General features: G+C 55.6%; 24 protein-coding genes and 1 pseudogene. 6 read left to right on the plus strand and 19 right to left on the minus strand.

Annotation, left to right across the window (positions count from 1 at the left end):
* Positions 1-193 precede the first annotated feature (193 nt).
* Together NITMOv2_RS15280 and NITMOv2_RS25125 are read left to right on the plus strand one after the other, a co-directional pair.
* Positions 194-418 carry a type II toxin-antitoxin system HicB family antitoxin gene (locus tag NITMOv2_RS15280; protein ID WP_053380689.1) on the plus strand — a complete coding sequence of 75 codons (225 nt, stop codon included), beginning with the start codon at positions 194-196 and terminating at the stop codon, positions 416-418.
* A gap of 33 nt (positions 419-451) precedes the next feature.
* Positions 452-632: pseudogene (locus NITMOv2_RS25125) on the plus strand (type II toxin-antitoxin system HicA family toxin).
* A 52-nt stretch (positions 633-684) separates the two neighbouring features.
* Here NITMOv2_RS25125 and NITMOv2_RS15290 read toward each other — a convergent pair.
* The 10 genes from NITMOv2_RS15290 to zorA all read right to left on the minus strand — a co-directional run bounded on the left by NITMOv2_RS15290 (position 685) and on the right by zorA (position 14,815).
* Positions 685-885 carry a hypothetical protein gene (locus NITMOv2_RS15290; RefSeq protein ID WP_053380690.1) on the minus strand — a complete coding sequence of 67 codons (201 nt, stop codon included), beginning with the start codon at positions 883-885 and terminating at the stop codon, positions 685-687.
* 24 nt (positions 886-909) lie between these two features.
* Positions 910-1,152 (minus strand): DUF2283 domain-containing protein, encoded by a 243-nt coding sequence (locus NITMOv2_RS15295; RefSeq protein ID WP_053380691.1) that lies wholly within the window; start codon positions 1,150-1,152, stop codon positions 910-912.
* Positions 1,153-1,433: 281 nt separating this feature from the next.
* On the minus strand, positions 1,434-1,781 hold the full coding sequence (locus tag NITMOv2_RS15300; protein WP_053380692.1) for a nucleotide pyrophosphohydrolase: 348 nt from the start codon (positions 1,779-1,781) through the stop codon (positions 1,434-1,436).
* A gap of 3 nt (positions 1,782-1,784) precedes the next feature.
* Positions 1,785-2,714: an HNH endonuclease gene (locus NITMOv2_RS15305; RefSeq protein WP_053380693.1), complete on the minus strand. Its 930-nt coding sequence runs from the start codon at positions 2,712-2,714 to the stop codon at positions 1,785-1,787.
* A gap of 31 nt (positions 2,715-2,745) precedes the next feature.
* Complete coding sequence (locus tag NITMOv2_RS15310; RefSeq protein ID WP_053380694.1) at positions 2,746-4,941, minus strand: GmrSD restriction endonuclease domain-containing protein; 2,196 nt, start codon at positions 4,939-4,941, stop codon at positions 2,746-2,748.
* Between the two features lie 676 nt (positions 4,942-5,617).
* Entirely contained in the window at positions 5,618-6,568 is a 951-nt protein-coding gene (locus tag NITMOv2_RS15320; protein WP_053380696.1) for a hypothetical protein, read from the minus strand.
* Between the two features lie 170 nt (positions 6,569-6,738).
* The gene (locus NITMOv2_RS15325; RefSeq protein WP_053380697.1) at positions 6,739-10,473 is read right to left on the minus strand and encodes an SNF2-related protein; all 3,735 of its coding nucleotides are present in this window, start codon (positions 10,471-10,473) and stop codon (positions 6,739-6,741) included.
* Positions 10,473-12,119 carry an EH signature domain-containing protein gene (locus NITMOv2_RS15330; RefSeq protein ID WP_083448076.1) on the minus strand — a complete coding sequence of 549 codons (1,647 nt, stop codon included), beginning with the start codon at positions 12,117-12,119 and terminating at the stop codon, positions 10,473-10,475. Before NITMOv2_RS15330 ends, NITMOv2_RS15325 begins: the two co-directional genes overlap by 1 nt.
* On the minus strand, positions 12,119-12,841 hold the full coding sequence (locus tag NITMOv2_RS15335) for an OmpA/MotB family protein (protein ID WP_053380699.1): 723 nt from the start codon (positions 12,839-12,841) through the stop codon (positions 12,119-12,121). The genes NITMOv2_RS15330 and NITMOv2_RS15335 overlap by 1 nt, the downstream gene beginning before the upstream one ends.
* 3 nt (positions 12,842-12,844) lie before the next feature.
* The gene (gene zorA / locus NITMOv2_RS15340; RefSeq protein WP_053380700.1) at positions 12,845-14,815 is read right to left on the minus strand and encodes an anti-phage ZorAB system protein ZorA; all 1,971 of its coding nucleotides are present in this window, start codon (positions 14,813-14,815) and stop codon (positions 12,845-12,847) included.
* A 40-nt stretch (positions 14,816-14,855) separates the two neighbouring features.
* Here zorA and NITMOv2_RS23580 point away from each other — a divergent pair, with 40 nt between their 5' ends.
* The 3 genes from NITMOv2_RS23580 to NITMOv2_RS15355 all read left to right on the plus strand — a co-directional run bounded on the left by NITMOv2_RS23580 (position 14,856) and on the right by NITMOv2_RS15355 (position 15,910).
* Positions 14,856-15,182, plus strand: a complete 327-nt coding sequence (locus NITMOv2_RS23580) for a hypothetical protein (RefSeq protein WP_145976370.1) — start codon at positions 14,856-14,858, stop codon at positions 15,180-15,182.
* 282 nt (positions 15,183-15,464) lie between these two features.
* Entirely contained in the window at positions 15,465-15,671 is a 207-nt protein-coding gene (locus tag NITMOv2_RS15350) for a 2-oxoisovalerate dehydrogenase (protein ID WP_053380702.1), read from the plus strand.
* Entirely contained in the window at positions 15,668-15,910 is a 243-nt protein-coding gene (locus tag NITMOv2_RS15355) for a type II toxin-antitoxin system HicA family toxin (protein ID WP_053380703.1), read from the plus strand. The genes NITMOv2_RS15350 and NITMOv2_RS15355 overlap by 4 nt, the downstream gene beginning before the upstream one ends.
* Before the next feature lie 15 nt (positions 15,911-15,925).
* Here NITMOv2_RS15355 and NITMOv2_RS15360 read toward each other — a convergent pair whose 3' ends face one another.
* Complete coding sequence (locus NITMOv2_RS15360; RefSeq protein WP_053380704.1) at positions 15,926-16,357, minus strand: hypothetical protein; 432 nt, start codon at positions 16,355-16,357, stop codon at positions 15,926-15,928.
* A gap of 373 nt (positions 16,358-16,730) precedes the next feature.
* Positions 16,731-17,297: a hypothetical protein gene (locus NITMOv2_RS15365; protein ID WP_053380705.1), complete on the minus strand. Its 567-nt coding sequence runs from the start codon at positions 17,295-17,297 to the stop codon at positions 16,731-16,733.
* 45 nt (positions 17,298-17,342) lie between these two features.
* Between NITMOv2_RS15365 and NITMOv2_RS15370 the strand changes: the two genes are divergently transcribed.
* Positions 17,343-17,714 (plus strand): type II toxin-antitoxin system VapC family toxin, encoded by a 372-nt coding sequence (locus tag NITMOv2_RS15370; protein WP_083448077.1) that lies wholly within the window; start codon positions 17,343-17,345, stop codon positions 17,712-17,714.
* A 337-nt stretch (positions 17,715-18,051) separates the two neighbouring features.
* Here NITMOv2_RS15370 and NITMOv2_RS15375 read toward each other — a convergent pair whose 3' ends face one another.
* The 7 genes from NITMOv2_RS15375 to pilO form a co-directional block, all read right to left on the minus strand.
* Positions 18,052-18,744 (minus strand): hypothetical protein, encoded by a 693-nt coding sequence (locus NITMOv2_RS15375; protein WP_053380707.1) that lies wholly within the window; start codon positions 18,742-18,744, stop codon positions 18,052-18,054.
* 39 nt (positions 18,745-18,783) lie between these two features.
* Entirely contained in the window at positions 18,784-20,565 is a 1,782-nt protein-coding gene (locus NITMOv2_RS15380; RefSeq protein ID WP_053380708.1) for a hypothetical protein, read from the minus strand.
* On the minus strand, positions 20,566-21,816 hold the full coding sequence (locus NITMOv2_RS15385; RefSeq protein ID WP_145976516.1) for a glutamate-5-semialdehyde dehydrogenase: 1,251 nt from the start codon (positions 21,814-21,816) through the stop codon (positions 20,566-20,568).
* Between the two features lie 147 nt (positions 21,817-21,963).
* Positions 21,964-22,983 (minus strand): UDP-glucuronic acid decarboxylase family protein, encoded by a 1,020-nt coding sequence (locus NITMOv2_RS15390; RefSeq protein WP_053380709.1) that lies wholly within the window; start codon positions 22,981-22,983, stop codon positions 21,964-21,966.
* Between the two features lie 96 nt (positions 22,984-23,079).
* Positions 23,080-23,694 carry a prepilin-type N-terminal cleavage/methylation domain-containing protein gene (locus NITMOv2_RS15395; protein WP_053380710.1) on the minus strand — a complete coding sequence of 205 codons (615 nt, stop codon included), beginning with the start codon at positions 23,692-23,694 and terminating at the stop codon, positions 23,080-23,082.
* Positions 23,695-23,703: 9 nt separating this feature from the next.
* A complete protein-coding gene (locus tag NITMOv2_RS15400) occupies positions 23,704-24,291 on the minus strand; it encodes a hypothetical protein (RefSeq protein WP_053380711.1) in 588 nt (195 codons plus the stop codon).
* 1 nt (position 24,292) lies between these two features.
* Positions 24,293-24,865, minus strand: a complete 573-nt coding sequence (pilO, locus tag NITMOv2_RS15405) for a type 4a pilus biogenesis protein PilO (RefSeq protein ID WP_053380712.1) — start codon at positions 24,863-24,865, stop codon at positions 24,293-24,295.
* Between the last annotated feature and the right edge of the window lie 5 nt (positions 24,866-24,870).

Raw genomic sequence — 24,870 nt, forward strand, 5'->3', positions numbered from 1 at the left:
CTTACCCCTTCTCCTTTCAGAAATCACGCGCTTCGGCTGGGTCGAACCGGGTTGGTGCTCAGCAGACGGCTCAGTGCCATCCAGGTGAAGAGTTCTTCCTCCGCGAGCCACAGTATCTGGGCTTCCGGAGAGGGATCGTCTATAATGCGTCCCCGTCATCAGTCGGCACTCTTCTGAAGCGAGGTTGAGAGCCATGGCAACGAAAAGCTATACGGCGATTGTGGAGAGGGAGGGTTCAGGGTATGTCGCGCTTTGTCCGGAATTGGACGTGGCGAGCCAGGGAGACACAGTCGAATCCGCCACAGCGAATCTGAAAGAAGCCGTCGAACTCTTTCTTGAATGCGCCGATCCCGCCGAAGTCGAACGCCGACTCCACACGGAAGTGTTTGTGACCCGCTTTGAAGCGGCCAATGGGTAGCTTCGCCTCCTCTCCGGACGAGACGTCTGCCGCATTCCTCGAACAGCATGGTTTTCAGATGGTCCGTCAACGCGGCAGCCACATCGTCATGCAACGGCGATCAGAGTCGGGCACAATCACTGTCCCTGTCCCCGACCACTCGGAACTCAGGCTAGGAACGCTGCAGTCGATCATTCGGCAAAGTGGTGTCGCGCGAACCGCGTTCGAAAACTAAAGGCATCTGCTTCTTGGTCCACGGTGAGCTTCATGAAAGCCTCGCACTCACATCATGCAGTGGTCCGAGCGGGCGTATCCTGCACCAGGTAATCCAAAATCTCTCCCTGCATCCGCTCAATTTCGAGGCGATAGCCTGAACTCAAGGCGTGCCACTCCTCTGGCCTCGCCGTCTTGCGCAGAGATTCCAACAGGCCTTCTAACTTGGCCGCACGCGCCCGCATGACCGCCAACTCGTGATCATTCTGAATCATGGCATGAGCGCGCCCAGTTCGTCGCTATGCCGTCTTTTTGAGCCGTTTGCTCGCGTGCAGTACCGTAAAACCTATGATCTCTTCACCCTCATAGCGGACAATCACGTCATCATCGGTCATCTCGCTGTCTGTCGCATGACTGGGTTTCTTATAGTTCACGTACAACGTGTCGGCCTCGGCGTCGTACGTCAGCCACACAGCATGCTGAGGTGCCCGGTTCACCGCCGGAATCAACTTCAAATATTCCTGAATGTCCGCTATGGCCATAGTTGTCTCCTCTTCTCAAGAGACCGGATGCGACGGGTTACGCGTCCACCGTTCATCCGTGAGCCGAATGGCAATCCCGCCCTTGGAGACAATGCGGTCGATCACACCACCCTCAAGAGAACTCCAACCCCTGCTGTCCGGTTGGCGCCGGTGCCTTCGGCAAGTTCTCAATCTTCAGGACTGTAATCGTCATGCCCCACTCGCAGAGGGTAAGCACCCTTACTGAGGCGGACCTATCTTGGCACAGGCGGCGACATCGCGTCGAGAAGCAGCCATTGTCGCTAGAGGGGCCTCTCTGCCCGTCCCTTTGACTTCTCGACTGGATAGCGGTCTTCGTTGAGGCGAATCTTTTCTCTCATGGCATCAAGCAGATTTATTCCTAGTCGATCACAGAATAGTAATAAGCTAATCCCGACATCAGCCGCCTCGGCCTGAATGCGCCTACGGTTCTCCAGCTGCTTCGCATAGGTGTCGGCATCTTCGGTTCTTACCCATCTCAGCTCAGCAAGTAGCTCACCCGCTTCTGAAGCGAGCGCCATTGCAAGATTCTTCGGATCATGAAATTGCACCCAGTCGCGATCATGAACGAACTGACGCAGTTCCCTTAGCACTTCCTCAACCTCAGCCATGACCTACCTCAGAAAGATTGTGTCGGAATGCCATTCCAAATACTCCTTGCCTGGACGGTTGCTATGGTCGGCCGGCAAATGGATCACTTTGCCGTCCATCTTGAAGTAGTTTTCTCCATTATTGAAGTCACGTCTCAGTCGATGACTGACCCGAAACTGGTAGTCCGGAGTCACAGTGACGTATCCGCGGTCAAAGAGTGTGTGAACATCAGATCGCAGCAGGAGACCGTTGTCCATGCGGTGCATTCCACCGCTGCTCACCGGTTTGATGTGGGCAGCATCCAAGACCGGCAAGGCCTTTTCCTCGGTCACAGCACAGCGGCGTTGATACGCGTCGGTGATCAGTACACGGAAGGTCCCTTGGCCGAGCCGTTGCTTCACAAGCACAGGATTCCCGTAGACAGTGCTGGGAGGCGATTCCGCGGCGTAGACATTCTCACGCCCTTTGACGAGCAGTATCGCCCTGATCCGCTGCCACAGTTCTTGCCCGACTCCGGTCGCCAGGTCATACGTCTTCCCTTGAACCGTATTAAGGTGAAAATTTGGTGGCGCAGGAATCCAGTCCTCTCGCTCCAGGTAGAAAGGTGACTGAAGAATGATGCAGCCAATGGAGTAGTCTTCTTGGGATGATGTCGGCATGCGGCGATAGTGTTCGATCCGCCGGCGCATCTCGATTAAAGAGCCAACACCGTTTTTCTCGCCGAAGCTATCCCATGCAAGGCTGACTGGAAGGATCGATGCGTGGGTGAAGAAGCCGCCACCTACGATAAAGTTATATGGAGAGTGCAGTTTGAAAAGGAACGGCTCACCGACACGTAACGCTCCAAACAGTCGGTTTCCGCCCGGCTGCCAGAAGTTTATCTCGTCCAAATAGCGGCGCTGGCGTAAGAAGTTGAACCAATCGTTGTCGGTGACTCCGACGTAGGACTTCACCCTTTATGCCTCAAGCTCTTTCCCCGCTATTTCATTCCTCTTCATCATCATCGTCATCTGGCTCATCGTCTTCGGTCTCTACTGCCAGGTTATTTATATAGTCACGCCTCACCATCCGAAGGGACCGTCGCGACGCCTGGTCAACCAGGAAGAACCACCAACCATTCGTCTGATGGCCTACAATCTTGCTCGCTGCAGGGGATGGACTCTCGTAGACCACACCGTCGACTTCTACCTGACCATCGGAAAGGAGCGTGGCGACTTTATCACTATGCTTTTTCTTTCGGGGGAAAAGCGGCATTCCTGGGGAAAGGACTCCCGCATTGATCAGATCGGCAAGCTTGATCTTCTTTTTCCGACGCTTGACGTGCTCGCGGCTGAAGCCTGACCGATGTCCAGGTGGTACAGGCCATATCTCGATGATGACCTGAATAACTTCCTGCGTCCGCTCTCGAATGGCCTCATCGTTCCATTCACTTCGCCTGCCGGCAATGCTCAATACCTTTCGGTTTAAGAATAGGACGTCGTGTTCCTTTATCCCATGGCCCTTACCATCGGAGCCGGCCCACGGCCCATTCGAAACCTTTGAATTTAACCGGCCGGTGAGCAGCGTAAGGTTACCTAGCGTATGCACCAATGCATCTCGCTCGCTATCTTCATGAGCGCCGTTTTCAAGCGGCCAATGGGATTGCCACTTTCTGGGCATAATATGCTCAATAACGAATTGCCCTCGGGCGACCCGCTCACCGCCTAAACCCTGTTCCCCTTCTTTCCATCCACGAAGATGGTCCTCAATAGCCTCTAATACCATCCGCAGTCGGCCACGCCGCAGTCGCTTGTATGCCAATAGCACACCCAGCTCTTCGCGAAGCTCATTGTCGTCTGGCCAATAGCGGCTTCCACTCGACTGCTTTGCCAAATATTGTTCGATCACCTCGCCTGCTTTGAGGCGATTCTCACCCTTCAACTGTAGAATCACCTCTGCAATGACTTGGTTGTAGTTCTTGGTGGTGGCGCGGACCAGCATTCGTCGCACCATCCAGCTTTCGACAACGTTGAGCACCTTGAACAACTGCGACTCAGGAACTTTGGGAAGCTGCGGGTCGAGCAAACACAGTATGAGCGGCTTAACGACTTCGCTTTCTTGCACGCTGGTCCGGTATCCGAAAAGCCCTACCCGATCAATTGGTCCATTGTAAGTTTCGGACTTAGCAATGAACTGCTTGTACACCTGGGATGCCGCATGGATGTGGCCGAGCACGTCAGACATCGGTGCGCCCGCATCGTGATCGGCATATCGCTTGAAGCGATCAAATACTTCGCGCGCTACTACCTCCTCACCTGTCCGCGCCGTGAGCCAATGATTAAAGAAGACGGAGGAGCGAGGATACCGAAGCCGTCCAACGTTGACTTCTGACTCCCAGAAGCCAGTTTCAAACTCTTTCCATTGAGTTTGATACGCCTCTTCTACGTTAGTGCCCTTTTCGAGAAGCCGCTGAAAGACAAGATTCTTGATAAGATCTGCCGCCGTGAGCTGCGCGCCACGGGCGTTCAGTGTCTCGAAGATCTCCTGGGCGTTCTCATCGACAGCAAGGTCAATGACTACGAGTTGCAGCAGTTCTCGTACCGTGGTTTCTATTGCTGCTGCCCTGCCTTCAACTCCGTCATCTCCTGCCTCGGAAAGCCATTCGCGGGCCTTCTCGCTGAAGAACCGATGAGCTTGCACCATGCGTTCGCCTTTTAATGTCATAGCGTCATAGTTGATCGGAGGCTTTGCACCCATCACTTCATTGAATGCCGGCCTATCCCGGTTTGTCGGCCAGACCTTGAAGCGGTCCTCGGGCCTCGAACAGAACGGTGCGGCATTCTCGACTAGCGGTTCGATCCGTAGAGCAGGAGCCTGAGCCTTGGCCAAGTGAAGTTCCGCATGCAGGGCATCTAATAGAAGCTGGAGGGTCGTGAGTCGCTGCTGACCATCTATGATCGTTCGCTCCTGCATTCGTCCAGCCGGCTTCTGCACCTGCTGAAGCACTACCGCGCCGAGGAAATGAGGATGCTGCTTGTCCAAAGGGCTACGAAGCACCCGCTCCGCCACACGGACTACATCGTCCCATAATGGCTCCCACTGGTTCTCCTCGTTCCAGACATACGGCCGCTGGAACAAAGGGACGACGAGCCGCTGAGGATGCAAAAAGATCTTCTGTGGTGTTAGGACTTGAGTTTCCATACTCACTCCCACTCGTCTACTGTCGGATGTGCATCGGATCCCACGCGAGGATATGGTATTGCAGGCCAGTTCAAGTGTTGCCCGTATTTGTCCATGAGCGCATAAAAAGCAGGCACAAGCTCCCGTATGACTGTTAGCCCATCCATCAAAGAAGAGAGGCCCTTAGATCCTGGGCCATATGTCACACACCCATGAAAGACCTGGTTGCGAAGGACATTCAATCTCTTGAGAATGAGATCGAGCTGCAAGTCGTAGCATCCCTTTGCATATTCCTGGTCTGCTAAGCGACGCTGTAGACTGAAATCGCGCTGCAGCTCTTTGGATGTCCTCTCTTTCCTCCAGTAAGTGTCTCTTAGAAAGTAATTCAAAATCAGCTTACCGCATTGGTCTTGGCACTTACCCAGGACACCCCTGAGACAGTCTTGTCCCGCGCGCCTTTCGTAATCCCTCAGCGTTCTAATACGCTTGAGAAATTCCTCTCTATCCTTCGCATTCTCCTCCCTTGAGCCCTCATAGCGCCTGTGGCCATACAATGCGTTAAAGGCGATGTAGAAGAATGTGAACTGAGCATGTTTCTGTTCTACGGGCAGTGCGTTGGCAGCATTGATCCAGGATCTTGCCCGGTGCAATCGATCACACAGAGCCTGAGACCTCACCTTGTCCAAAGCCCGATGCATCAGCTCTCCGTTGGCAGGCAAGCGGGCCGAGCTGTGAATGCTGAAGGCACAGATATGTTCGCTGCTTTCATATTAATGAATTGGACAAGCGCTTCGTTGTTGATGACATGACGTCTGAGCAAGGTCGTGACCGTTATCGCAATGCCGAGTTCAACCAATACCGGCAGACCGAGGGCGGCGAAGATGCATGCGCTGATTCCGGCTAACCCTGCGCCGACTGCAGCGTGTTTGGGGTCAATCTCCTGTTTCTTTACAAAGTAGGAGTAGGCAACACAGAGCACCAGCGCCACGCCCATCAAAGGATTAGCTGACGCGACGGAAACAGCCCCCATTGACCCAATCATCTCAGCCAGTTTTTGTTTATCTTGCCGTGAAAAACAAAAGAGGACGGAGGCCGCACCGAGACTGGCCCCCACCACCTCGAGAGCGTCGTAGCTCATTAGGTCATAGAACCAGTCTTTGGTGGCGCCAGGTATGTGACGGACCACCCATTCAGCGCAATCGTTAAAGTTCTGCTGCTCCCATGTGGTAAACGGCAGCCCTTTTACGGTTGTGAGATCCTTCCATAGCCCGGAGGCATATCCGATGACCTCCTGTTGAAAGGTGTCGTCCGGCTTGGCACTCTTCGCAGCTTCCCAGGCGCCGGCTAGGTCGTGACCGCCATCGAACATTCGATGGTTTCCACCACCAATCCGATCCTGGAGATACATTTTGTCCATAGCCTTGTCATACGCAGTGGCCGTAGCCTTCGTCACGCTCTCGGACCACTCCAGCAATTTGTCTACGGAGAGGAATGAAAGGCATGCAGGGAACGAATCGCTTAGCTTCTGTCTTGCAGGAAGGTCACTAGGTGGGTCTTTGGTATTAGAAGGCGCTGCGTCTATCTTTTCTTTCTTAGCAAATGTCCGCAGATTGAAACCTTTCAGCGCATCGGCGATCTTCTTGCTCATAGTGCCCCCCTTGAGCAGGTGTGATGCAACGCAATGCGAAATAGCCCATAGCTGCGCGACCTCACAGGAACCGCTCTTTTTAGAATGTCGGCAAAGCGCCGCTTCTTTGGTGGTTCCGTGATTATCTGAGGTGTAATCCCGTTATAGAGCATATCCGAATTGACCGAGCATTAGACCATTACATACTCCGGTGACACGAGAAAGGTTTCGACCTCGGTCATCGTAATCCGGTGCTTATCAAGCAAATTCGCCAGCTCGCTCCTACCGATCAGCTCAACACCAAGTATCCGGGCTTGGGAAACTGCGTTAGAATTGAACTCTCTATTAGTCAGAGCGACTTTTTTAAACCGCACGCCAGGGAACTGAAATGAATAGAGCCTTTCCCCGGCTACAATTTCCTTAACCGCGTCCCATCCCAGAACACCTGTTTCCGATGAACAATGTTTTACCTGTACAAGCTCCCCTTCGTTATTCGTCTTAGCGACGACATCGACGCCTCCATCTCCAGTTGCCGAAGTCAACTTAACCGATCGGAAGCCCCGTTTCTTACACAGTGCCGCAATCATCGCCTCAAAATGGAGAGGTTCAAGACAGTCCGCATCTTCAATGTACAGTTGCTTATCAAAGGCATCCTTTCCGACCCCCACCACATCTTCGAACTCGTTTGGAAGAACATTACCAGTGCCGTTGAGCATGTCACCGGAAAGATCTCGCTTCCTTTCCAAAAGTCGATCCAATAGAACATCAAACGTCATGAACTCATCTGCGCAAACGACGGGATAGTACACGTACACTGGTCTAGCCTGGCCAATGCGGTAGGCACGATCTGTCGCTTGGTCCTCCCTGGCAGGATTCCACGTTCGTGTAAAGTGAATGACATGATTCGCCGCCTGGATATTCAGGCCAAAGCCCACTGCCACTGGCGACAGAATAATGACTCCAAATCCCGATCTGGCCTGGAATTCTTTTATGCGCTTTTGCCTGCTGTCGTGACACCCCTCCGCTGCAGAGGTATCTCCATTAATAATGTCAGGTCGGATGCTGAACGTTTGAGAAATGTAGTGCGCCAACATTAACTGCATGTCTCGGAATTCACAGAAGATAATGGCCTTCTCTTCTAGCCCTTTAATCTCCTTCAGCGCATCAAGCAGCCAGTCCAACTTCGGATTTTTTTGGCGGGCCGTCTCCACCGCCTCATTATCAAACGTTCGTCCATGCTCCCGTGGATCACTGCAGACTTTTCGGAGGTAATGTAGTAACCCCAACTGATTCTTAAAAACGCCGTTATGCCCATCGATATGCCGCAAACGATACCGTTCTATAGCATCTCCGTACAGCTGTCGTTGGTATGGAGATAAAACCAATTTGCGAGGCGCCTCCACAATGATCTTTTCCGGAAGATCTTTCGCAATATCGCGTTTTAGCCGCCTTAACACCTGTGGCGCGATAATGGCTCGCAGTTGTTCTAGCTTTGCAGCATGCTCATCGGTCTCGCACTCGATCGGGCGGCGGTACACTTTCCCGAAGTCGTTCAAGGCCCCGAGAAGGCCAGGTTGAATAAAATCGAACAGGCACCATATATCGGTAAGAGAGTTTTCAACAGGGGTACCCGTGCAGACGATTTTGAACGCCGCATTCTGCTTTTTAGCTGCGCGGGTGACCATCGCTGCCGGATTCTTAATCTTTTGCGCCTCATCGCAAATCATCATGGACCACCGGACTGCAGCCAGCGAAAACTCTAAATCCCTAAGCGTTTCGTACGTCGTAAGCACTACCTTAGCTGCGCCTAGCCAGTCATCCCTGAGAAAGCGGGTGAATCCTCTATCAAGGAGATCTTTTTCAATCTCATTGCTCTTCGCCCTGAAGCGACCGATTGAGTCGCCATATAAGGTAAGGAGTGGAAATGTTCCTGGTTGAAAGAACTTTTCTGACTCTTCTCTCCAGTTCTCTAGCAAAGAAACAGGGGCCACGATCAAAACGGGCCCTGATTGAGGACTGTTCTCTAAGGCCGCAGCGATGATTGTCAATAACTGCAAGGTCTTCCCGAGCCCCATATCGTCCGCCAACACCGCACCTCGACAGTACTGTGGAGCTTTAGACAGCAAGTGTTGAAGCCAAGCCACGCCAATCTTTTGGTGATCCTTTAGACTCGCGTCTCCCTTGAGAGTGGTCGGCAAGACAGGGCTGCGGTTATCGAACTTAAGCTCCGAAGATCGCTCTTCTAGGTAATCGGTAGAACCGATATTAGTTTGTATGAGCAGTTCTTCCCGTTCGTTCTTCTTTGCAGTGTTTGACGTGGACCTGGATTCACTTCTCTCATATCGCGAGGCGAGCTCATTGACGAGCCTCTCCGCGACCTCAACGGTGATACCCTCCCCCAGCCCTGGTATCGTTATATATTTTTCGCCCTTAGTGCGTGCTTGTTGCAGAGATTCCTTCAGCGTCCGGAACACCTTCTTGTCTACAACTAGCTCAAGTTCCTTACCTTCAGCTAGACCAACGTGCACAACTTGCGAAGCATCTTTGCCTTCTGCTCTGCTATCCGGAAACCATGGATCTTGATCTGTTCTTGGTATGTAGGGCGAGACAATACCGGGCTGGATCCCGATTCCTCTTACTCGCTCTGAGTACCTCTTTAGATCGAGCACATCCGCGGCACGGATAGCAATCTTAGGGCGGGTCCACCTCGCATAGACAGCCTTGAGAATGTCGAGTTGCTCGTGCGTATCACCAACCAATCCGAGGCTATACCCTCGCCACTCACATAGCTCAAAGCCCGTCAGCAATTTTGATTCAACCGTCACAACGAATTTACGTAACTCATCTGGGTCACTGAACAACTCTAATTGCGACGATGTGGCATGTGAATCTGCGGTACTGATTGCTAACCCAGCCTCCAATACCTCGTTGTTTCGCATTTGCCAATGTGCCCTAAATTGCTGAAAAACGATCCCCGCTTCGGAACGAGCCTCATCAAATTGGCCCTCGTCGATGACATGATCTGCGTCCTCTCCTAAGGTCGCAAATGGGTTGCTCAGGAATTTTTCAGCAAATGCTCCCGCCACTCGACGTCCCGGCATCTTCTTTATAGCTCGAAGAACAGATCGTACCGGCGCACTAAGAATTACTTCGATTAGCTTGTCATCGGAGACAATTTCGTATCTCTCTGGAACGTCCTGTTTGTCATCAAACTTCGAAAGCCAATTCGCTGGCGCGCCGGCAAACCATGGTTCAACCTCAACAACGCCGGTGCCGACGACATTGACCTTAGCCAGGCGGATGTGCAATTTCTCAGGAGTCACGACAACGGTGTCATGAAGAAACGGATCCATCCTGGCCCCTGCTAGCATGGCCAAGTGACGTATCCTGCCCCAATGCTTCCTATTCGAGTGGGGAGTACGCGCCCTGTCAGCATAGAAGTCTTGGACAGCCCGCAGCACGGCAAAGACTTCCTGCCTCAAAAGTGTTCGATGTGGACCTTCTCTAGCAACGGGGCCTGATAACTCTACAGACCCTAGGACTGCGCCGTTAAGGAACCAGCCTTCAATTGCAACTGCAAACTCTTCATCGTCCAGAGTATTTTCACTGCGAAGAGCCGGCTTAAGATCTCCGAATGGAGGCAACTCTAATGCGCAAATAGCTTGGGCGTGCTCCTTGTCGGCGAGCAGTTGATACATTACATCCCACGACACACCGTAGCCTTCTCTGTCTCTTGTTGCCCGGCCATCCATGATAAGCTGATTCAAATAGTAAGCCGCTAAGGGGTTTTTTATCTCTATCGCTTCCTCATCTCGTGGGTTAGAGGCGAAGAGATAGTAAGCAGCCTCACGACCATAAGATACCCACAAGCGTGTTGCGCTTTCTCTGTCTCTCGCCGCAGCATGCAAACGTTCAAAAAGGCTCATCACTCTTTAATCCAAGTTGTGGACTGACGATCAAATCTAAATCCCCATTGACCCAGCGTCCCGCTAATCTTTGGATTATCCCCGCTCGCATATACGACCAGCTTGCCGCCGAAAGCACGGCGATCACTGAACCGAAGACCTCGCTCAGCGCAGAACGCCCTGAACACATGTTCGAAGTTATTTGGCGCAAAAACACCACCTACACCGTTCGGTGAATCCTTGGTATTTTCGCTATTGGGGCGAGCCGCTGCTATATCGCTATTGTGTTGCCTATCCGGTCTTCCACGGAGCAGAGGCGTATGTTCACTGATCGCACGACGGAATTTGTCCTCCCATGATTCATTTCCGTCACGGTGATCCATGCTACCTAAGTTGCGGCGGTGCTTGAGATCATCTCTCAGATGGACAGAGCCATCGAGGCGAAATGGAGGATTCTTCGCCTCAAAAAGGTAGGCCGCATTACCAGTCCTACCGAACTCTACTATTAACAAGTCTCCTATTTTCATAACGAACGCATTGTTGTCAGAGGTGGCTCCTTCCAGGTTGAGCGCTTGATCGCCCATCAGTAACCGCAACTTCTTAAAATCTGGATTGAGACTCCTTCTCGCGTTTGATCCGAGGGCGAACCACACATTTTCGATAACGGTGACGTACTCAGCCCAGTATTTGACTCTTCGTTTATCAGTGGAACCATCGTGACTGAGTAGCTCGAAAAATTGTTCGATGAGCTTAAGCTTGATCCAGTTCGATACCATGCATCGAGCTTCCTGAGACACTCCTTCCCATCTGGGTGCATTAGAGGCAAGGAGAGGGTTTCCAAGCAATTCCGTTGCAATTGCACGGAGTGCAGGATGTTCGGGATGTAACTGCATCACGGCGTAGCGATCAAGGATCCGTTTCAGCCCCTGAAGTGCTATCCCAGGATTGTCCTTTAAGATAGTGAGCAGAACATCGAGATAGCGTCGGAACTGGTAGTCATCGTAGCCACAGCTCGCACAGATAGCCGCCATAAAAACATCAGTTTGAACCCATGAGTTTTTGGGCACACCAATTAGCGAGAAGGCGGCGCGTATAGGAGCAAGATTGCCGTTTAGAACTTCCTTCGCGTATGGTTCGCATGGATCGTCCTCGAACAAATTTTGGTGCTCAAAGATGGCCTTTGCCCAGTCAGGCATTGGCTCATGACCGATTGAAGATATTCCCGTCCTGAGAAAGTTCCGGATCTCATGCCAAGAACGATGCACCTCCTCCTGTGATACCGCTGGTCGACATTCGAAGTACGCAGTCATCAGCGCCTGAAAACAACGCCTATACTTTCGCCTTTCCGAACGCAAACCCTCCACTATCCCTAGCAGTCTGCCTATCCGTTCACGATTACGGAATAGAAGGATATGATCGGGCAATATTTCGGTTGAGACGCCATAGCACACGAGCTTTATATCTCGAAAAGATTCAGCTCGGCCGGTGCTATGGAAGCGTCTGATAGCGGCCGCTACAAGATCCTTTGCCGGGGCAACACCATTCCCAAACCGGCGCTCTACCTCGACAGCGAGCTGCGCCATTGCCTTTGTTGAACCATAACTCCCCTGCCCTACCTGGAGGTTCACTCGGTTTAACTCAGCTCGAAGTATGTCAATCGCGTCCATCAACTTCCCATCGAGCAAGTCCCAAAATTCCCGCGTGGAATATCGACCTTTAGGAGGGGCGTCTCTCCTATCCCGAAAAACTCCAACCGGAACTCTATGCGCCGGCTCTCTTCGAGTGATGCTTTGGCCGAATTAAACGAATATCCACCGACAAGAAACAACTCTCTTATCTGTTCCTGGTCTTCAGGACTTAGTTCCCCTTCACCGGCACTTGAAGAATTCAAGAGAACACACAAGACGCGCTGGCTGCGCTGCAGGGAAAGATTTAAATTAAAAAGGTACGTCCCGCGTTGGTCAGTGAATCCTTCCACCACAATACGTTTTAACCATTGCCGACCGAGCTGGCTCCTAGCAATTTCCAAGACCTTTGGCACGAACTGTCTGAGAAGTATGGCCTGGTTCGACTTCAGCTGGTGGCTTCTCGTATCGAACAACGCTCGTTCGCCGAAATCGATCACATTGCGATTTCGGTCTACAGACACTCCCGGGAATTGGTGCGCCGCCTTCTCCACCTCATCAAGAAGCGCATCAAGAGCCGCTTCTCGCTCAGCTCGAGCCCTCTCAGTCTCGGTCACCGTTTTCGTCACAGCGAGCAATGCGACGCTCATTGCGACGAGAAAGAGCACCATAAGGGCGGTCATCAAGTCTGAAAATGAAATCCAAAATGGCTTTTCCGGTTCATCTTTGCCATTTCGCTTCAGAACAAGCCGAGTCCCGGTCATGACTTAGTTCCCAGGCAACCTATCGAACACGCCCTCAAGATCCTCAATAGCTCCTGCCAATGCACCTGTTGCCCGTTGCACATGGGCATGAAAGTCTCCATTGACCTTATCCAGAGTCGAAGTGATCTGGGAGCCAAAGGCCGCGTGAGCTTCAACCAAGACCTTTGTCACCTCTTCTAAATACTTCTCAGCCTCCCCCTCCGCCTCTCGCAAGACCGCAGCAGATCGTTCGATACGAGAAACAATGTCTGCCGTCAAAGAGGCCTCTCGCTTCGCAGATTCTACAGACTCACTAAGCGCCGTGATCATGCTCGCCAAGGAGTCGCGCGTTGCTTTATAGTCGTTGATTGCCGCATTCAGAACCGTCGCTGAACCAGTCAGCGCGCCTGAAGCGTCGGCCATCTGTTTGAGTAAGGCCTGTGCACGGTCAAGTATATTAGTTGTCGCGTTACCGGCCTGCGCAAATTTTTCCGACGCGCCATATAGACGATCTGCGCTAAGGCTCATTCGATTTATAGAGTCTGTCGTTATTCGCTCCATAGCGGCCACAGCGTTGTGCATTGTTTGCGCTGATACGGCAGATTGCTCCAAGATCGTCCGAACCTCCGCCGAAATTGCTGACACGGCTGTTGTCGTGCCTTGTTCGAGCATTCGGTGCCTCTCTGCATCTTGTTGGGATGCACTGTTCACCATCTCCCTTAGATTCCCTACTGTCGAAGCCAACTCCTGGCTCATCGCCGAAACAGCCTCGCGCAATTTATGATTTGTTTCCGTCTGTGATAGGTCAACGTGGGTAGTTATTTGGCTAATCAACGACTGAACTTGAGCATCCATAGCCGCCTGCCGACCTTCAATTGCAGCAATCGCACTATTTAGCTTGTCTGTCATTGACGTCGTTGTTTGAGCGCCAGTGGTCGCAATGTCAGCAACTAGCTGTTCTAACTTACCTACGGCCGATGCCATCGCGTCGATTGTTTGCTGCTGCATCTGATTAATTCCGGTGATCTGTTGGCCAAACAGGTCCCGTAGTTGCGCTGTAAGGGCTGCCATGGTGTCGGTCAGTAATCTGTTAACGGCTTCGCCTTGACTACCAGTGACGTGCTTGACCGCTTGGCTAATATTCGTCAGGGGCTCTTTAAGGCTATCATTAACGCCAGAAACAATGCGGTCAGCTATCTGGTTGGAGTTAAGCGAATTGGCAGTGATCTGTTTTTCCGTTAGGTCTTCGAGAATTTGTTTCAGATCTCCCACAAGAGATTGTTTAAGCTGCTTCGCCTCCTTTGCTGACGCCTCTGAAGCCTGTACAAGCCGAGAAAGATATTCTTCACCAGCACCTGCTTGAAACATTCCATCTAACAATTGGCAAATCGTTTCTACACGTTTGTGCAACGCTGTGATAAGCCATTTTTCTACAAAGGTGACCAGCATGGCGAGGCAAATGGCAGCTGCCGAGACCAGGAACGCTTCATGTACGCCTTGTAGTAAGGCATTAAGGCTTTGCTTCGCGATAGCTGGATTGTCGGAAACTTCGAATGCCTTTAAACCATGAATGAGCCCGAAAAAGGTGCCGATTATGCCCAGGCCAGTCAGAATTCCGGGAAGATGCTTAAAGAACTCAGTTCGGATGACCGTATCTACTAGTGTTTCAGTACTGAAGAAAGCCTGTGCAGGGATAGTGGATCTCTCAGCTACGACTTCGAATTGACCTGAGCATGGATTTAGCTCTTTTTGTGCGTGCAGGGTTTCCTTAAACTCGCTCCACAGATGCTTCAGAACTTTGTCGTCATGGAATAATGAATCCAATCCGGCAGCATGCTTGTTCTCCAGCGCGTGTAGACCTGCAATGAGTCGCCTGAGACGCAAGGCTTGCCGCAGACCGGGAAGAAGAAACAGAGTCAAAAACAGACACACTGACAGGACTAGCAACCCGCCAACAGCATAAACATGCTGGGGATGACCCAATAGGACTTTCACGAAGCACCTGCGTCGGCTGGTCGGAGGATAACTAGTGGAGATGCATACCTATTTTGATGTGCTAATACAACCATTCGAAAGGTGGGTCTGGCTTAGAAACCAGCAGTCAAAAATAGCGCGTATTTCTACTTGCCATCATCGGCAAACGGCTCTACCGCTGATGCCATTCAGCAGGGTCTGCGGTTGTATTTCCGTTGAACTCCTGCTGATCCGTCTGCTTCCGCATGTGCTCGAGATCCAGCTGCTGCTGGCGCTCACGGAAGTAGTCGTATTGCTGCTGTTGCGGCGACCGTTGTCTGGTTTGTCTGGTTTGTCTGGTCTATCTGGTCTGTCTGGTTTGTTTGGTCTCTCTGGTCTATCTGGTTGATGGGCCACCATAGCGGAGACGGGGCCGATTCCGTGTCCAACGGCAGCATGGTTAACAGCGCGACGACGATGATCGGCATGGCGACACCTCGGCATTCAATGTTCAATGGGCAATGTTCATTTGTCACGCACCCGGGATCTTGAGGTTGGCCTCAGGCGACCTATCTCTTCTCAATCTCGCTCATCCTTTGGAATAAGAGAGCATCCAGGGCTAGACATTCAGGAATGTGCGGGCTACGCTATGAGCCGTGGGCCTCTTTCTCATCGTGGTTGAGGAATGGCAATGAGTGAACTGATCTTTATGGTCGAGGACGCGCCTGAAGGCGGCTTTATCGCTCGAGCCCTTGGCGCCTCCATTTTCACTGAAGCTGACACCCAGGCGGAGCTTCATGGAAAAATCCGGGATGCTGTGCGCTGCCACTTTGACGAAGGACAGGCGCCCAAAGTCGTTCGTCTCCACCACGTCCGCGAAGAAGTCATCGCGGTATGAGGCTTCCCCGCGACCTCTCGGGAAGCGACCTGGCTCAGGCGCTGCAAAAACTTGGCTATTCCATTACCCGCCAGACCGGCAGCCATCTTCGCCTCACTACTCAGGAGCATGGTCAGCATCACCTCACGATCCCACAACACAACCCGCTTCGTATCGGCACGCTCTCGGCCATCCTTGGTGATGTAGCGGCGCACTTTAAGACCAGCCGCGAGGAAGTGGTTCAACGGCTTTTCGAGTAACAAGTCTTTCAAAACCTACCTCCCCTCGATCCTCAAGCCTTTGCCATATGGGTTGTTCGGCGAGTCGAACCTATATGGATTGCCCGGGCCGAACGGGTTGTTGATCGACTCGCCCGAGAACGGGCTGCCGTAGCGGCTGAAGGGGTTGGCCGTCGAGTCGGGATCGAACGGATTGGCGCTGAGTTTCCCACGATAGTGGCCCTGCTGGTCGTAGAGCCGGGGTGCGTCGGTGGCGAAGGGATTCGTGGCCGATGTATTACTGAACGGGCTGCCGTAAGGGCTGAAGGGATTGTTGATGCCGTTCGGCGCGAAGGGACTGCCCGCGCCAAACGGGTTGGCGGTGGACTCGTACAGAAATGGATTCGCGCTCAAATTGCCCAGATCCTCGGCGCTAGTCTGGCCTGGGGTCGGCAGCAGCGCTATCAATAGAATCAGTGCCAGCTTCATGGCCCCCTCCTTCCTTAACTGCCCTCGTCACTCCCTCGCTCACTTTATTTGGTTTATCTGGTTCAACGCCGGACACTAAAGAACGAAACAAACCAAACAAACCGTGCACGTGTTTTACTCCAGCCCCGTGACAGGATAGGTCACTCTTGAAAGAGTGTCTATCTGGTCTATTTGGTCTGTCTGGTCTGTCTGGTGGAAAGTGCTGAAAGCACTGAGTTAGAAGGACTTAGGCTGGCGGATGGCACGGGAAAGGCTGGACAAGTGGTCTCGAGCTGAGGCGCTGGCTGTGACATCGGAGGTCACTCCCCCTCTCCCAGCGTCTCCCCACCAAGGGGCGAGGTAATGCGGCAAGGCGATCTGTAATCTCTTCACCTCAGGCGGCAGCGTAGATTCTAACGTCGACTTGGACTCCAGCGCGAACCGCCTCTTCGGCCGTTTTCAACAGATGGGCCGTCACGGTCTCGTCGACATATTCTTCGTCGCAGTTCTTGCGCAGATCATCGGGTTTCCTCCTTTTGAATCCCTGCTCCCACTCAACAAGATTTGGCTGATACACGGTCACAATGATTGTTTCGCGGGCCTGCTCCAGATGCCCGAAGGGCACGGCGAAGTTGTCTCGCGTTGACATGTCTTGTACATGGCTGTACATTCCAAACATAATGAATCTGAGGTCGTCATGAAACTCTCGATCAGTGAAGCACGCAAGCGGTTGCCGGCTTTGGTCCGCCGGGTTCGGCGAGATGCGGGCGCCCGCGTGGAGATCATGGTTCACAACGAGGTCGTCGCGGAACTCCGCGCCGTGCAGCCAGAACCTGAGCCGGGAGCGGCTGCAAAAACGCTGCTCCGCCTGATGAAACAACTGCCGAAGCCGCGCGGCAGGAAGGTCTCCGTCTCTTCTCACGTCAAAACCCATCTCTATGGCCCCCGTGGCGTGATCCATTGATGGCGCTCCCTCCGCTGATCTTCTGCGACACCTCATTCTTCTATGCCTGTCTTGATCCGAAAGATACCAACCACGCACGAGCGCGAGCTCTTGTGGCGGAATCGGCCTCTATCGGCACCACGTTGCACGACGTGGGATATCGTCAGCGAAACGGTAACGCTTCTCCGGTACCGGCGCAATTATCAGGCCGCCCTCGCCTTTCTCACCGAGGTGAAGCCGGGACTTCACCTCGTCACCTATGGCGACCGCGCACGAGAGGAAGCGGAACAGATCTTTCGGTCGTACGCTCGTGATCATCGCCTCTCCTTCTGTGATGCGCTCTCATTCGTCGTAGTCACCACGCTGCTCGATCATGCGCCCTGCTTCACCTTCGATGAAGACTTCCGTGGCCTCGGTCTGACGGTCTTATCCTGACCCTCCCCCATCGTCTGTTCACGCTAGCAGGTGTGCTTTCCAGCGGCCCGAAGGGCACCTGGTTTGCCGGGTTCAGCGGATTGCCGGAACGTTTTCTGGTCTATCTGGTCTGTCTGGTCTATCTGGTCTCTGTGGTCTATCTGGTCTGTCTGGTTTGTTTGGTCTATGTCATGTGCGAGACTCGCGGGACTGGCGGGAGAGGCGCGCAGTTTTTGATTTTATCCCCCCTCACCTTTGCCTCTCCCCCCTTGTGGGGAGAGGGAGGAGAGGGGGCGTCCCAACGACCTCGGTACAGGAAAAGCAACCAGGCGTGTCGCCTTTAAGCAGGATCGGCGTACTATGGCCGCTTCAGCTCTTCTAAGGCGAACTGTTTCGGCAGCAGGACAGGCAGGACGAGTCCGATCGGGTCGCCGCGCTTGATGGTGGTGGGTTTGTCGAGTTGCAGCAGAAAGTTGGCGGTGAAGGCGTCGTAGTCGTGGAGCCATTCGTAGACGTTCGGCGTCCGTTTATATTCTTGCGTCTTGATGCCTTCCCAGACGTGGAACGTGCGCTCGGGATAGTGGTAGAACCGGTTCGGAATGTCCTTCATCATCAACCCGACGTGCTTGGGATAGTAGAACCGGATGCCGCAGCAGAGTTTCGGAAACCCGCTGTTCAGAATCAGATCGACGTAGGTGCCCGAAAAGGACTTATATCCCAAGAGCCGCTCTTCCGGCAGGATGGGCGGCGCCTGCCATTTGATCCCGTCCGCGGTGCGGCGGATCTTGCAGTCGGCCGGCGAGCGGATGAGCCAGCCGTACTGGCCGACCGTGCGCACCGGGCCGCAATCGTCCGGCATGACTTTATAGCCGCTCACGGCCAGACTGCGCTGTTCGTCCAGACTCATCCCCGAGAGCAGTGGCCGGTGCGGATGAAAGTCGAGCTTCAACCGCTCTGGCGCGAGCGCGGTGGAGTATTCCCGTTCCCAGTAGATGACGATTTTGTCGGCGGCTTCGTCCGTGTGGAGCGGCTCTTGGGGCAGCTCGTTCATCGTGTCACCGTACCGAAATCCTCCCTCTCGCGCAACCCGTCACAGCCGTGCATGAAACAGCGTCAACCCTGTCTTGAGCCGGGCCTGCGGCAGAATGGTCCGGTGCATGCGAAAGGTCGGCAGCTGCTCCACCGGCTCCTCCCAGCAGACCTCGAGGCGCTGTTTCGCGAGCAGGTCCCGCAAGCCGGATGGTCCGACGAGGAAGGCGTGCCCGCCCGCCCGGACGATCCGCCGCAGCAGAGTCGTGATCGCCGTCAGAACCGAGAGAGAACCGAAGCCATCATACGGCACCCACTGATACACCAGATCGTAGGGCGCCTGCCCCGTGGAGACGTCCTGAGCCGCATCGGCCGGCACGAACAGGGTCCGCTCCAGCCAGTCCCACCGTCGCACCTCGGCGCACTGCGTCCAGAGTTGCTGCGCCTGGCGCTGGGCATAGGCGGCGTACCTGAACCGCGCCACGTAGTCGCGCGGCCGGTCGAACAGCACACAGGTCGAGATCACGGCGTCGCCGTGGTCGATGAGCACGCGCTCGGCCCGCGACATGATGGCGCCGACCTCCCGATCCTGCTCCCCCAAATCCTGCAGATAGTCCGCGACAAACGGCTGAGCGGCCAGCTCCCCGATCTCCCGATCGTCTTCCGGATAGAACAGCACGGCTCCGTAGGCCTCGTCCGGAGAGACGAGCGGCAGGCCTTGCGCGAAGACTGTTCGCCAATCCATCGGGCTGATCGGCGCCGTGCGCGCCTCGGCCGGCGTTGAAACGGAGGGAACCGGCATTGAAAGCGCCGTCTCGACCGTTCGATCCCGCACGATCAATCGCCCCCCGCTGATATGGAGGCTCCGATCCAAGGGCATCACGCGGCGGCCGGTGGGATTGAAATAGGACAGACCGGCGCGATCCTGCGCCAGCGTCGCCTTCTGCGCCGCGCTACCCTGAACGGTCAGGCACAAGCCCTGGTCCGGATCGAAATAGCGGACCGGCGGATCGGCGGCGGGCAGCCACGTCACCTGGTGCGCACGTGTCGGGTCCATGAACAGCGTGAGGGGGTTTCCTCCACCCGGCGCCTGGGGCGTGAAAAAACTGCTGAACAATCGAAACGCCGCCTCCGATGGATAGGTGGGGATGCCGCGATACCGCAGCGGGCGGGGGGCCGGCTGGGTGTGGTTCTGATCGTCGTAGAGCCCACGAATGAGCTCGAACGCCGCGGAGCCGGTCCCCGGCAGCAGTGACTTGAACAGCTCCACCACCGGGAGAAAATCGATGTGATCCCAGTGCATGGCGCCCATGCAGGACAGGAAGCGGGCGCGATCGAAGCCGCCGTCTTCCAGCGCGTAGAACGCGTCCTTCCGGTGCCGGATCGTGGCCAGCCCCTTGGCATCGATGCTCAGGTCTTCGTCCCGGTAGAACCAGCGCACCTCGTCGATCGGCACCCGCAAGGCTTGCGCCGCCATGGCGCGCAGATCGTCCGGCGTAATCCGTTGCCAGCCCGGCTTGGTCGCCAGATTCAGCGTCGTCTGATTGACGAGACCGCCGGGCTTCAGTCCGACCCACTGTCCCCAATCGAGATGCAGGCGAGCGCGGATCAGCGCGGCGCGGCCATGGCGATCGGTCTCCCACTCGCACTCATGCAACGGATGGCCGGCGGGGTCGGTGGCGAGGAAGCGGCGCCCATCCGGCCGGTAGAAGACGAGATGGCCGGTCGGCTGCCGCTCGACCCGCCCGCCGGATGAGTCGAACCTGTCCGCTAAATCTTGGTTGGAGGGAAACGCGAGGTGGCCGGGCGCGCGTAAGGCAAACGCGATGGGATCGGAGGACATTTACTCCCGGACTTGACCGCTCCCCAGCACGATGAACTTGAAGCAGGTCAGCTCTTCGAGCCCCATCGGCCCGCGGGCATGGATGCGGGAGGTGCTGATGCCGATTTCCGCGCCGAGGCCGAATTGATAGCCGTCGTTGAGCCTGGTGGAAGCGTTGACCAGCACGGCGCCGGCGTCCACTTCCTTCAGAAACCGCATGGATCGCGCATAGTCGGACGTGATGATGGCTTCCGTATGGCGGGAACCGTACTGCGCGATGTGCTCCAGCGCTTCATCGATGTTCTTGACGACCTTCACGGCGAGGATGAGATCCAAAAATTCTTTCCCGTAGTCCTGCTCCGTGGCCGGCTTGGCTTCCGGCACGAGCTGGCAGGTTTTCGGACAGCCGCGGATTTCGACGTGGGCCGCCGAAAGACTCGCGGCCAGTTTGGGCAGAAGCGTGCGCGCGATGGACTGGTGAATCAACAGGGTTTCCATCGCATTGCACGTCGACGGCCGCTGCGCCTTGGCATTGACGCAAATCGATTCCGCCATGGCGGGATCGGCCGAGGCATCCACATAGATATGGCACACGCCGGCGTCGTGCTTGACCACCGGAATCGTCGCATGCTCGGCAATGGTTTTCATCAGCGATTCGCCGCCGCGCGGAATGATCAAATCGATGTACCGGTCTTGCTTGAGCAGCACCGGCACCACCTCGCGATCGGCCCGGTCGACGAACGTAATGGCGCCCGCCGGCACGCCGGCCTTTTCCGCCGCTTCGGCCAGAATCCCGGCGATGGCCGTATTGGAATGAATGGCCTCGCTGCCGCCCCGCAGCACGCAGACGTTCCCGGATTTGAGGCACAACGCCGCCGAATCCGCCGTGACATTCGGCCGGGATTCGTAAATGATTCCGATCACGCCGATCGGCACCCGCACGCGGCCCACCTGCATGCCATTCGGTCTGGTCCACATCGCCGGCATGCCGCCCAAGGGATCGGGCAGCTTGACGATTTCCCGGATGCCGGCCGCCATCTCGGCGATGCGCTGCTCGGTGAGGCGCAGCCGGTCCGCCATCGCCTTCTTGGCAGGCTCATCTCCGAACGCGTCGAGGTCTTTCTCATTGGCCGAAAGCAGTTCTTCAGTCTTGGCTTCCAGAGCATCGGCCATAGCCGACAAGGCCTTGTCCTTGACCGCCGTCGAGAGCCCGGCCAATTTGCCCGACGCCGCCTTCGCCTTCGTCACCAAATCGGCCACATATTCAGGAATCGGCTTGGGCTCAGGCTCGGGCTCGATCTGGCTGTCTTCAACCTTCTGAAGCTCTGTGTCCACGGTAGTCCTTCTTTGAATTGGTGCCAGAGCATACCCCGCCCCTCGGAAAGGGGTCAAGGCGAGATCCTGGAGGGAATCGACGTCTTAAATGCTCGCCGGGCGGGCTAATACGGCCCGAAAATACTCGATCGTTTTCTGCAGGGCATCTTCCAATCCGACCTGGGGCTCCCAACCGAGAAGCGTCCTGGCTCTGGTGATGTCGGGCCGGCGGACTTTGGGATCGTCGGCGGGCAGCGGGTGGTAGCTGACCTCGCTGGACGACTTGGTCAACTTGAGCACCAGCTTGGCGATGTCCAAGACCGTCAGCTCGCGGGGATTGCCGATGTTGACCGGATCGTGCATGCTGTCTTGGTCGCCGTTCTGTTTGGTGAGAAAGGACTTGCGGTCCGTGCGCTGCTCGACGGTCTTATCGGAAGAAATCATCAGCAGCGCGAGAATGCCGCGAACCAGATCGTCGACATAACAGAAACTCCTGGTCTGCGACCCGTCGCCGAACACGCTGAGCGGCTTGCCTTGCAAGGCCTGCACGATGAAATTCGACACCACCCGCCCGTCGTTGGGCCGCATCCGCGGGCCGAAGGTATTGAAGATCCGGACGATACGCGTGTCGACCCCGTGATACCGGTGATAGGCCATCGTCATGGCTTCGGCGAAGCGCTTCGCCTCGTCGTAGACCCCGCGCGGGCTGATCGGGCTCACGTTGCCCCAATAAGACTCGGGCTGCGGATTGACCAGAGGATCGCCATAGACTTCCGACGTGCTCGCGAGTAAAAAGCGCGCGCCTTTGGCCTTGGCGAGTCCCAATACTTTATGGGTACCCAGCCCCCCGACCTTTAACGTGGCGATCGGCATGTCGAGATAATCTTGCGGGCTGGCCGGCGACGCGAAATGCATGACGGCATCCAGCGGGCCTTCGACATGGACATAATCGCACACGTTATATTTAATGAAGGCAAACCGCTCATGGCCCATCAGATGGGCGATGTTTTCCACTTTGCCGGTGCTGAGATTGTCCATGCAGATCACGGTGTGCCCTTGATTCACCAGGGACTCAGCCAGATGGCTCCCAAGGAATCCCGCTCCCCCCGTGATCAAAATGCGCATCTCGCCAGCTCCCCTTTTTATGAGTAATGAACGGCTGGGAGTGTATCACGTCCGTACCGCTCAAAGAAGCAGGCAGCAGGCTGTCCGGAGAAGGGGTCAATTCGAGGGCGCGGGGGGCGGAGGTGGAGGCGCGATGAATCCCTGAGGTGGAGCGTTGGGGCCGGTCGGAATCGATGCCGGCGGACCGCCCGGCTGCGGCTGCTGGCCGGGTGCGAGAGGAGAGTTCGGTCCCGTCGGCAAAAGGCCTCCTCCGCTTGACGGGTTGGGGTGCTGGAACATCCAGTCGGCGTACGTGGGACGACCTTCAAAATGCCGGACGGCGAGTGGAAAATTCTTTTCCTTGATCGGCTTCCCTTTGCTTTTGCTCCGCACCCCCATGATCCCGCCGGTCGGCGCCCGGATGAGATCCCATTCGCCGTGGCTGATCGGATCGGAATAGACTTTGCGCAGGAATGGTTTGGGCTGCCTGGTCAGGTCCGCCAGCGTGGCCGGATAGACTTCGCCCGGCATGACCCTCCCCGCCTTCATCGCGGTGGAATAGAGGGCGAGCGCGTTTTGGATTTCAATGCCCTTCGCCAACAGATCCGCCTCCAGCTCGCGCTGCACCATGGTCTTCCATTGCCGGGCCGCCGCCGACATCGCCACGCCCATCACGACGACGGCGATCATCACCATGATGTAGGAGAAGCCCCGTTCGTTCGACCGTGTCATAGGAGACGGTTACGGCTGGGGCGCCGGCTCCTCGGACAGAGGCAGAGTCTGCTCGATCCGCGCCCCGGTGTCCCGGATGGTCACACTCTCCGGCGTGATGGCTTTGAGCACCAGATGGTCCTCGACCCGATCGCCGACCTTGACCACGACGACTTCTTCATTCTTACTGAGCACCGCAACGTCTTTATTCCGATTCCGGCCCTCGCTCATGCGAAGAAAGCCGAGGTATTTGTACTGCGCCAGTTCCACAGCCGCCGCCTGTTGCGCCACCGTTTCCTCCGACACGGGTTCAATAGGGACCGCGGCGGATGCGTTCATGCCCATCGGAAGCGTGCCGTCGGGCTGTGGAACGGCAAAGATATTTCTCGGAGCCGTAAACGTCGCTTCCCGCTGCGTTCGGGCCGACGCCAGCAAGGCCAAGTTGACCCGGAGTCCGCCGGCCTTCACGCCGGCCCCTTGGCCCGAAGGCGGCAGACCGGACACGTTCGTCAGAGGCACGCGTGCCGGTTCTTGGAACGTGCCCCATTGCCACCACGTCAGGCCGATCCACGTCACTCCCAACCCAACGGCAAGAAGCGTCTTCTGCCTCGCGTCCATATCAGGACCCGGTCTCCTGCGCGACGGGTTTCGCGGTCTCGGCTCGCAGATAGGTCGCGATTTTGATGTTGAACGTTAAGTTCTGGTCTTGTGGCCCGCCGCCTCGACTCAATTCCAGATCTTCGATGAACAACAGCTCTTCGGCCGTCTCCAGGTCGTAAATGAACCGGCGGAGATCCTCGTACCGCCCGGTCATCGATCCTTGCAGCAATCCCTTGCTCGTGTGGGATACCGGCGTGGGCTCCGTCTTGTACGACAGCGCCGGTAACGTCACCCGATCGCGCTTGGCTTCTTCGGAGATCCCCAACGCCAGCGGGGCGAAATCCCGTTCGGCCGGCAGGACCGCCCACACCTGGCTCAGATCCTGTTTGGCCTTTTTCGCTTCCCGATGGTGGGCCAACACCTGCCGGGCCGACATCCACTCCTGCTCCAATCGGGCACGCTCCGTCTCCGCTTCGACTACGCCGGCTTGGTGCACCCACAGCATCAACCACAACAGACCCAACGTCAGGCCAAGCCACGGGAGCAGCGGCGCAAAGGGCTGGCGCAGCAGTTCGAGTACCCGGTTCATCATCGGAC

Origin of the sequence: Nitrospira moscoviensis (genome assembly GCF_001273775.1) — a bacterium.
Lineage (GTDB): Bacteria > Nitrospirota > Nitrospiria > Nitrospirales > Nitrospiraceae > Nitrospira_D > Nitrospira_D moscoviensis.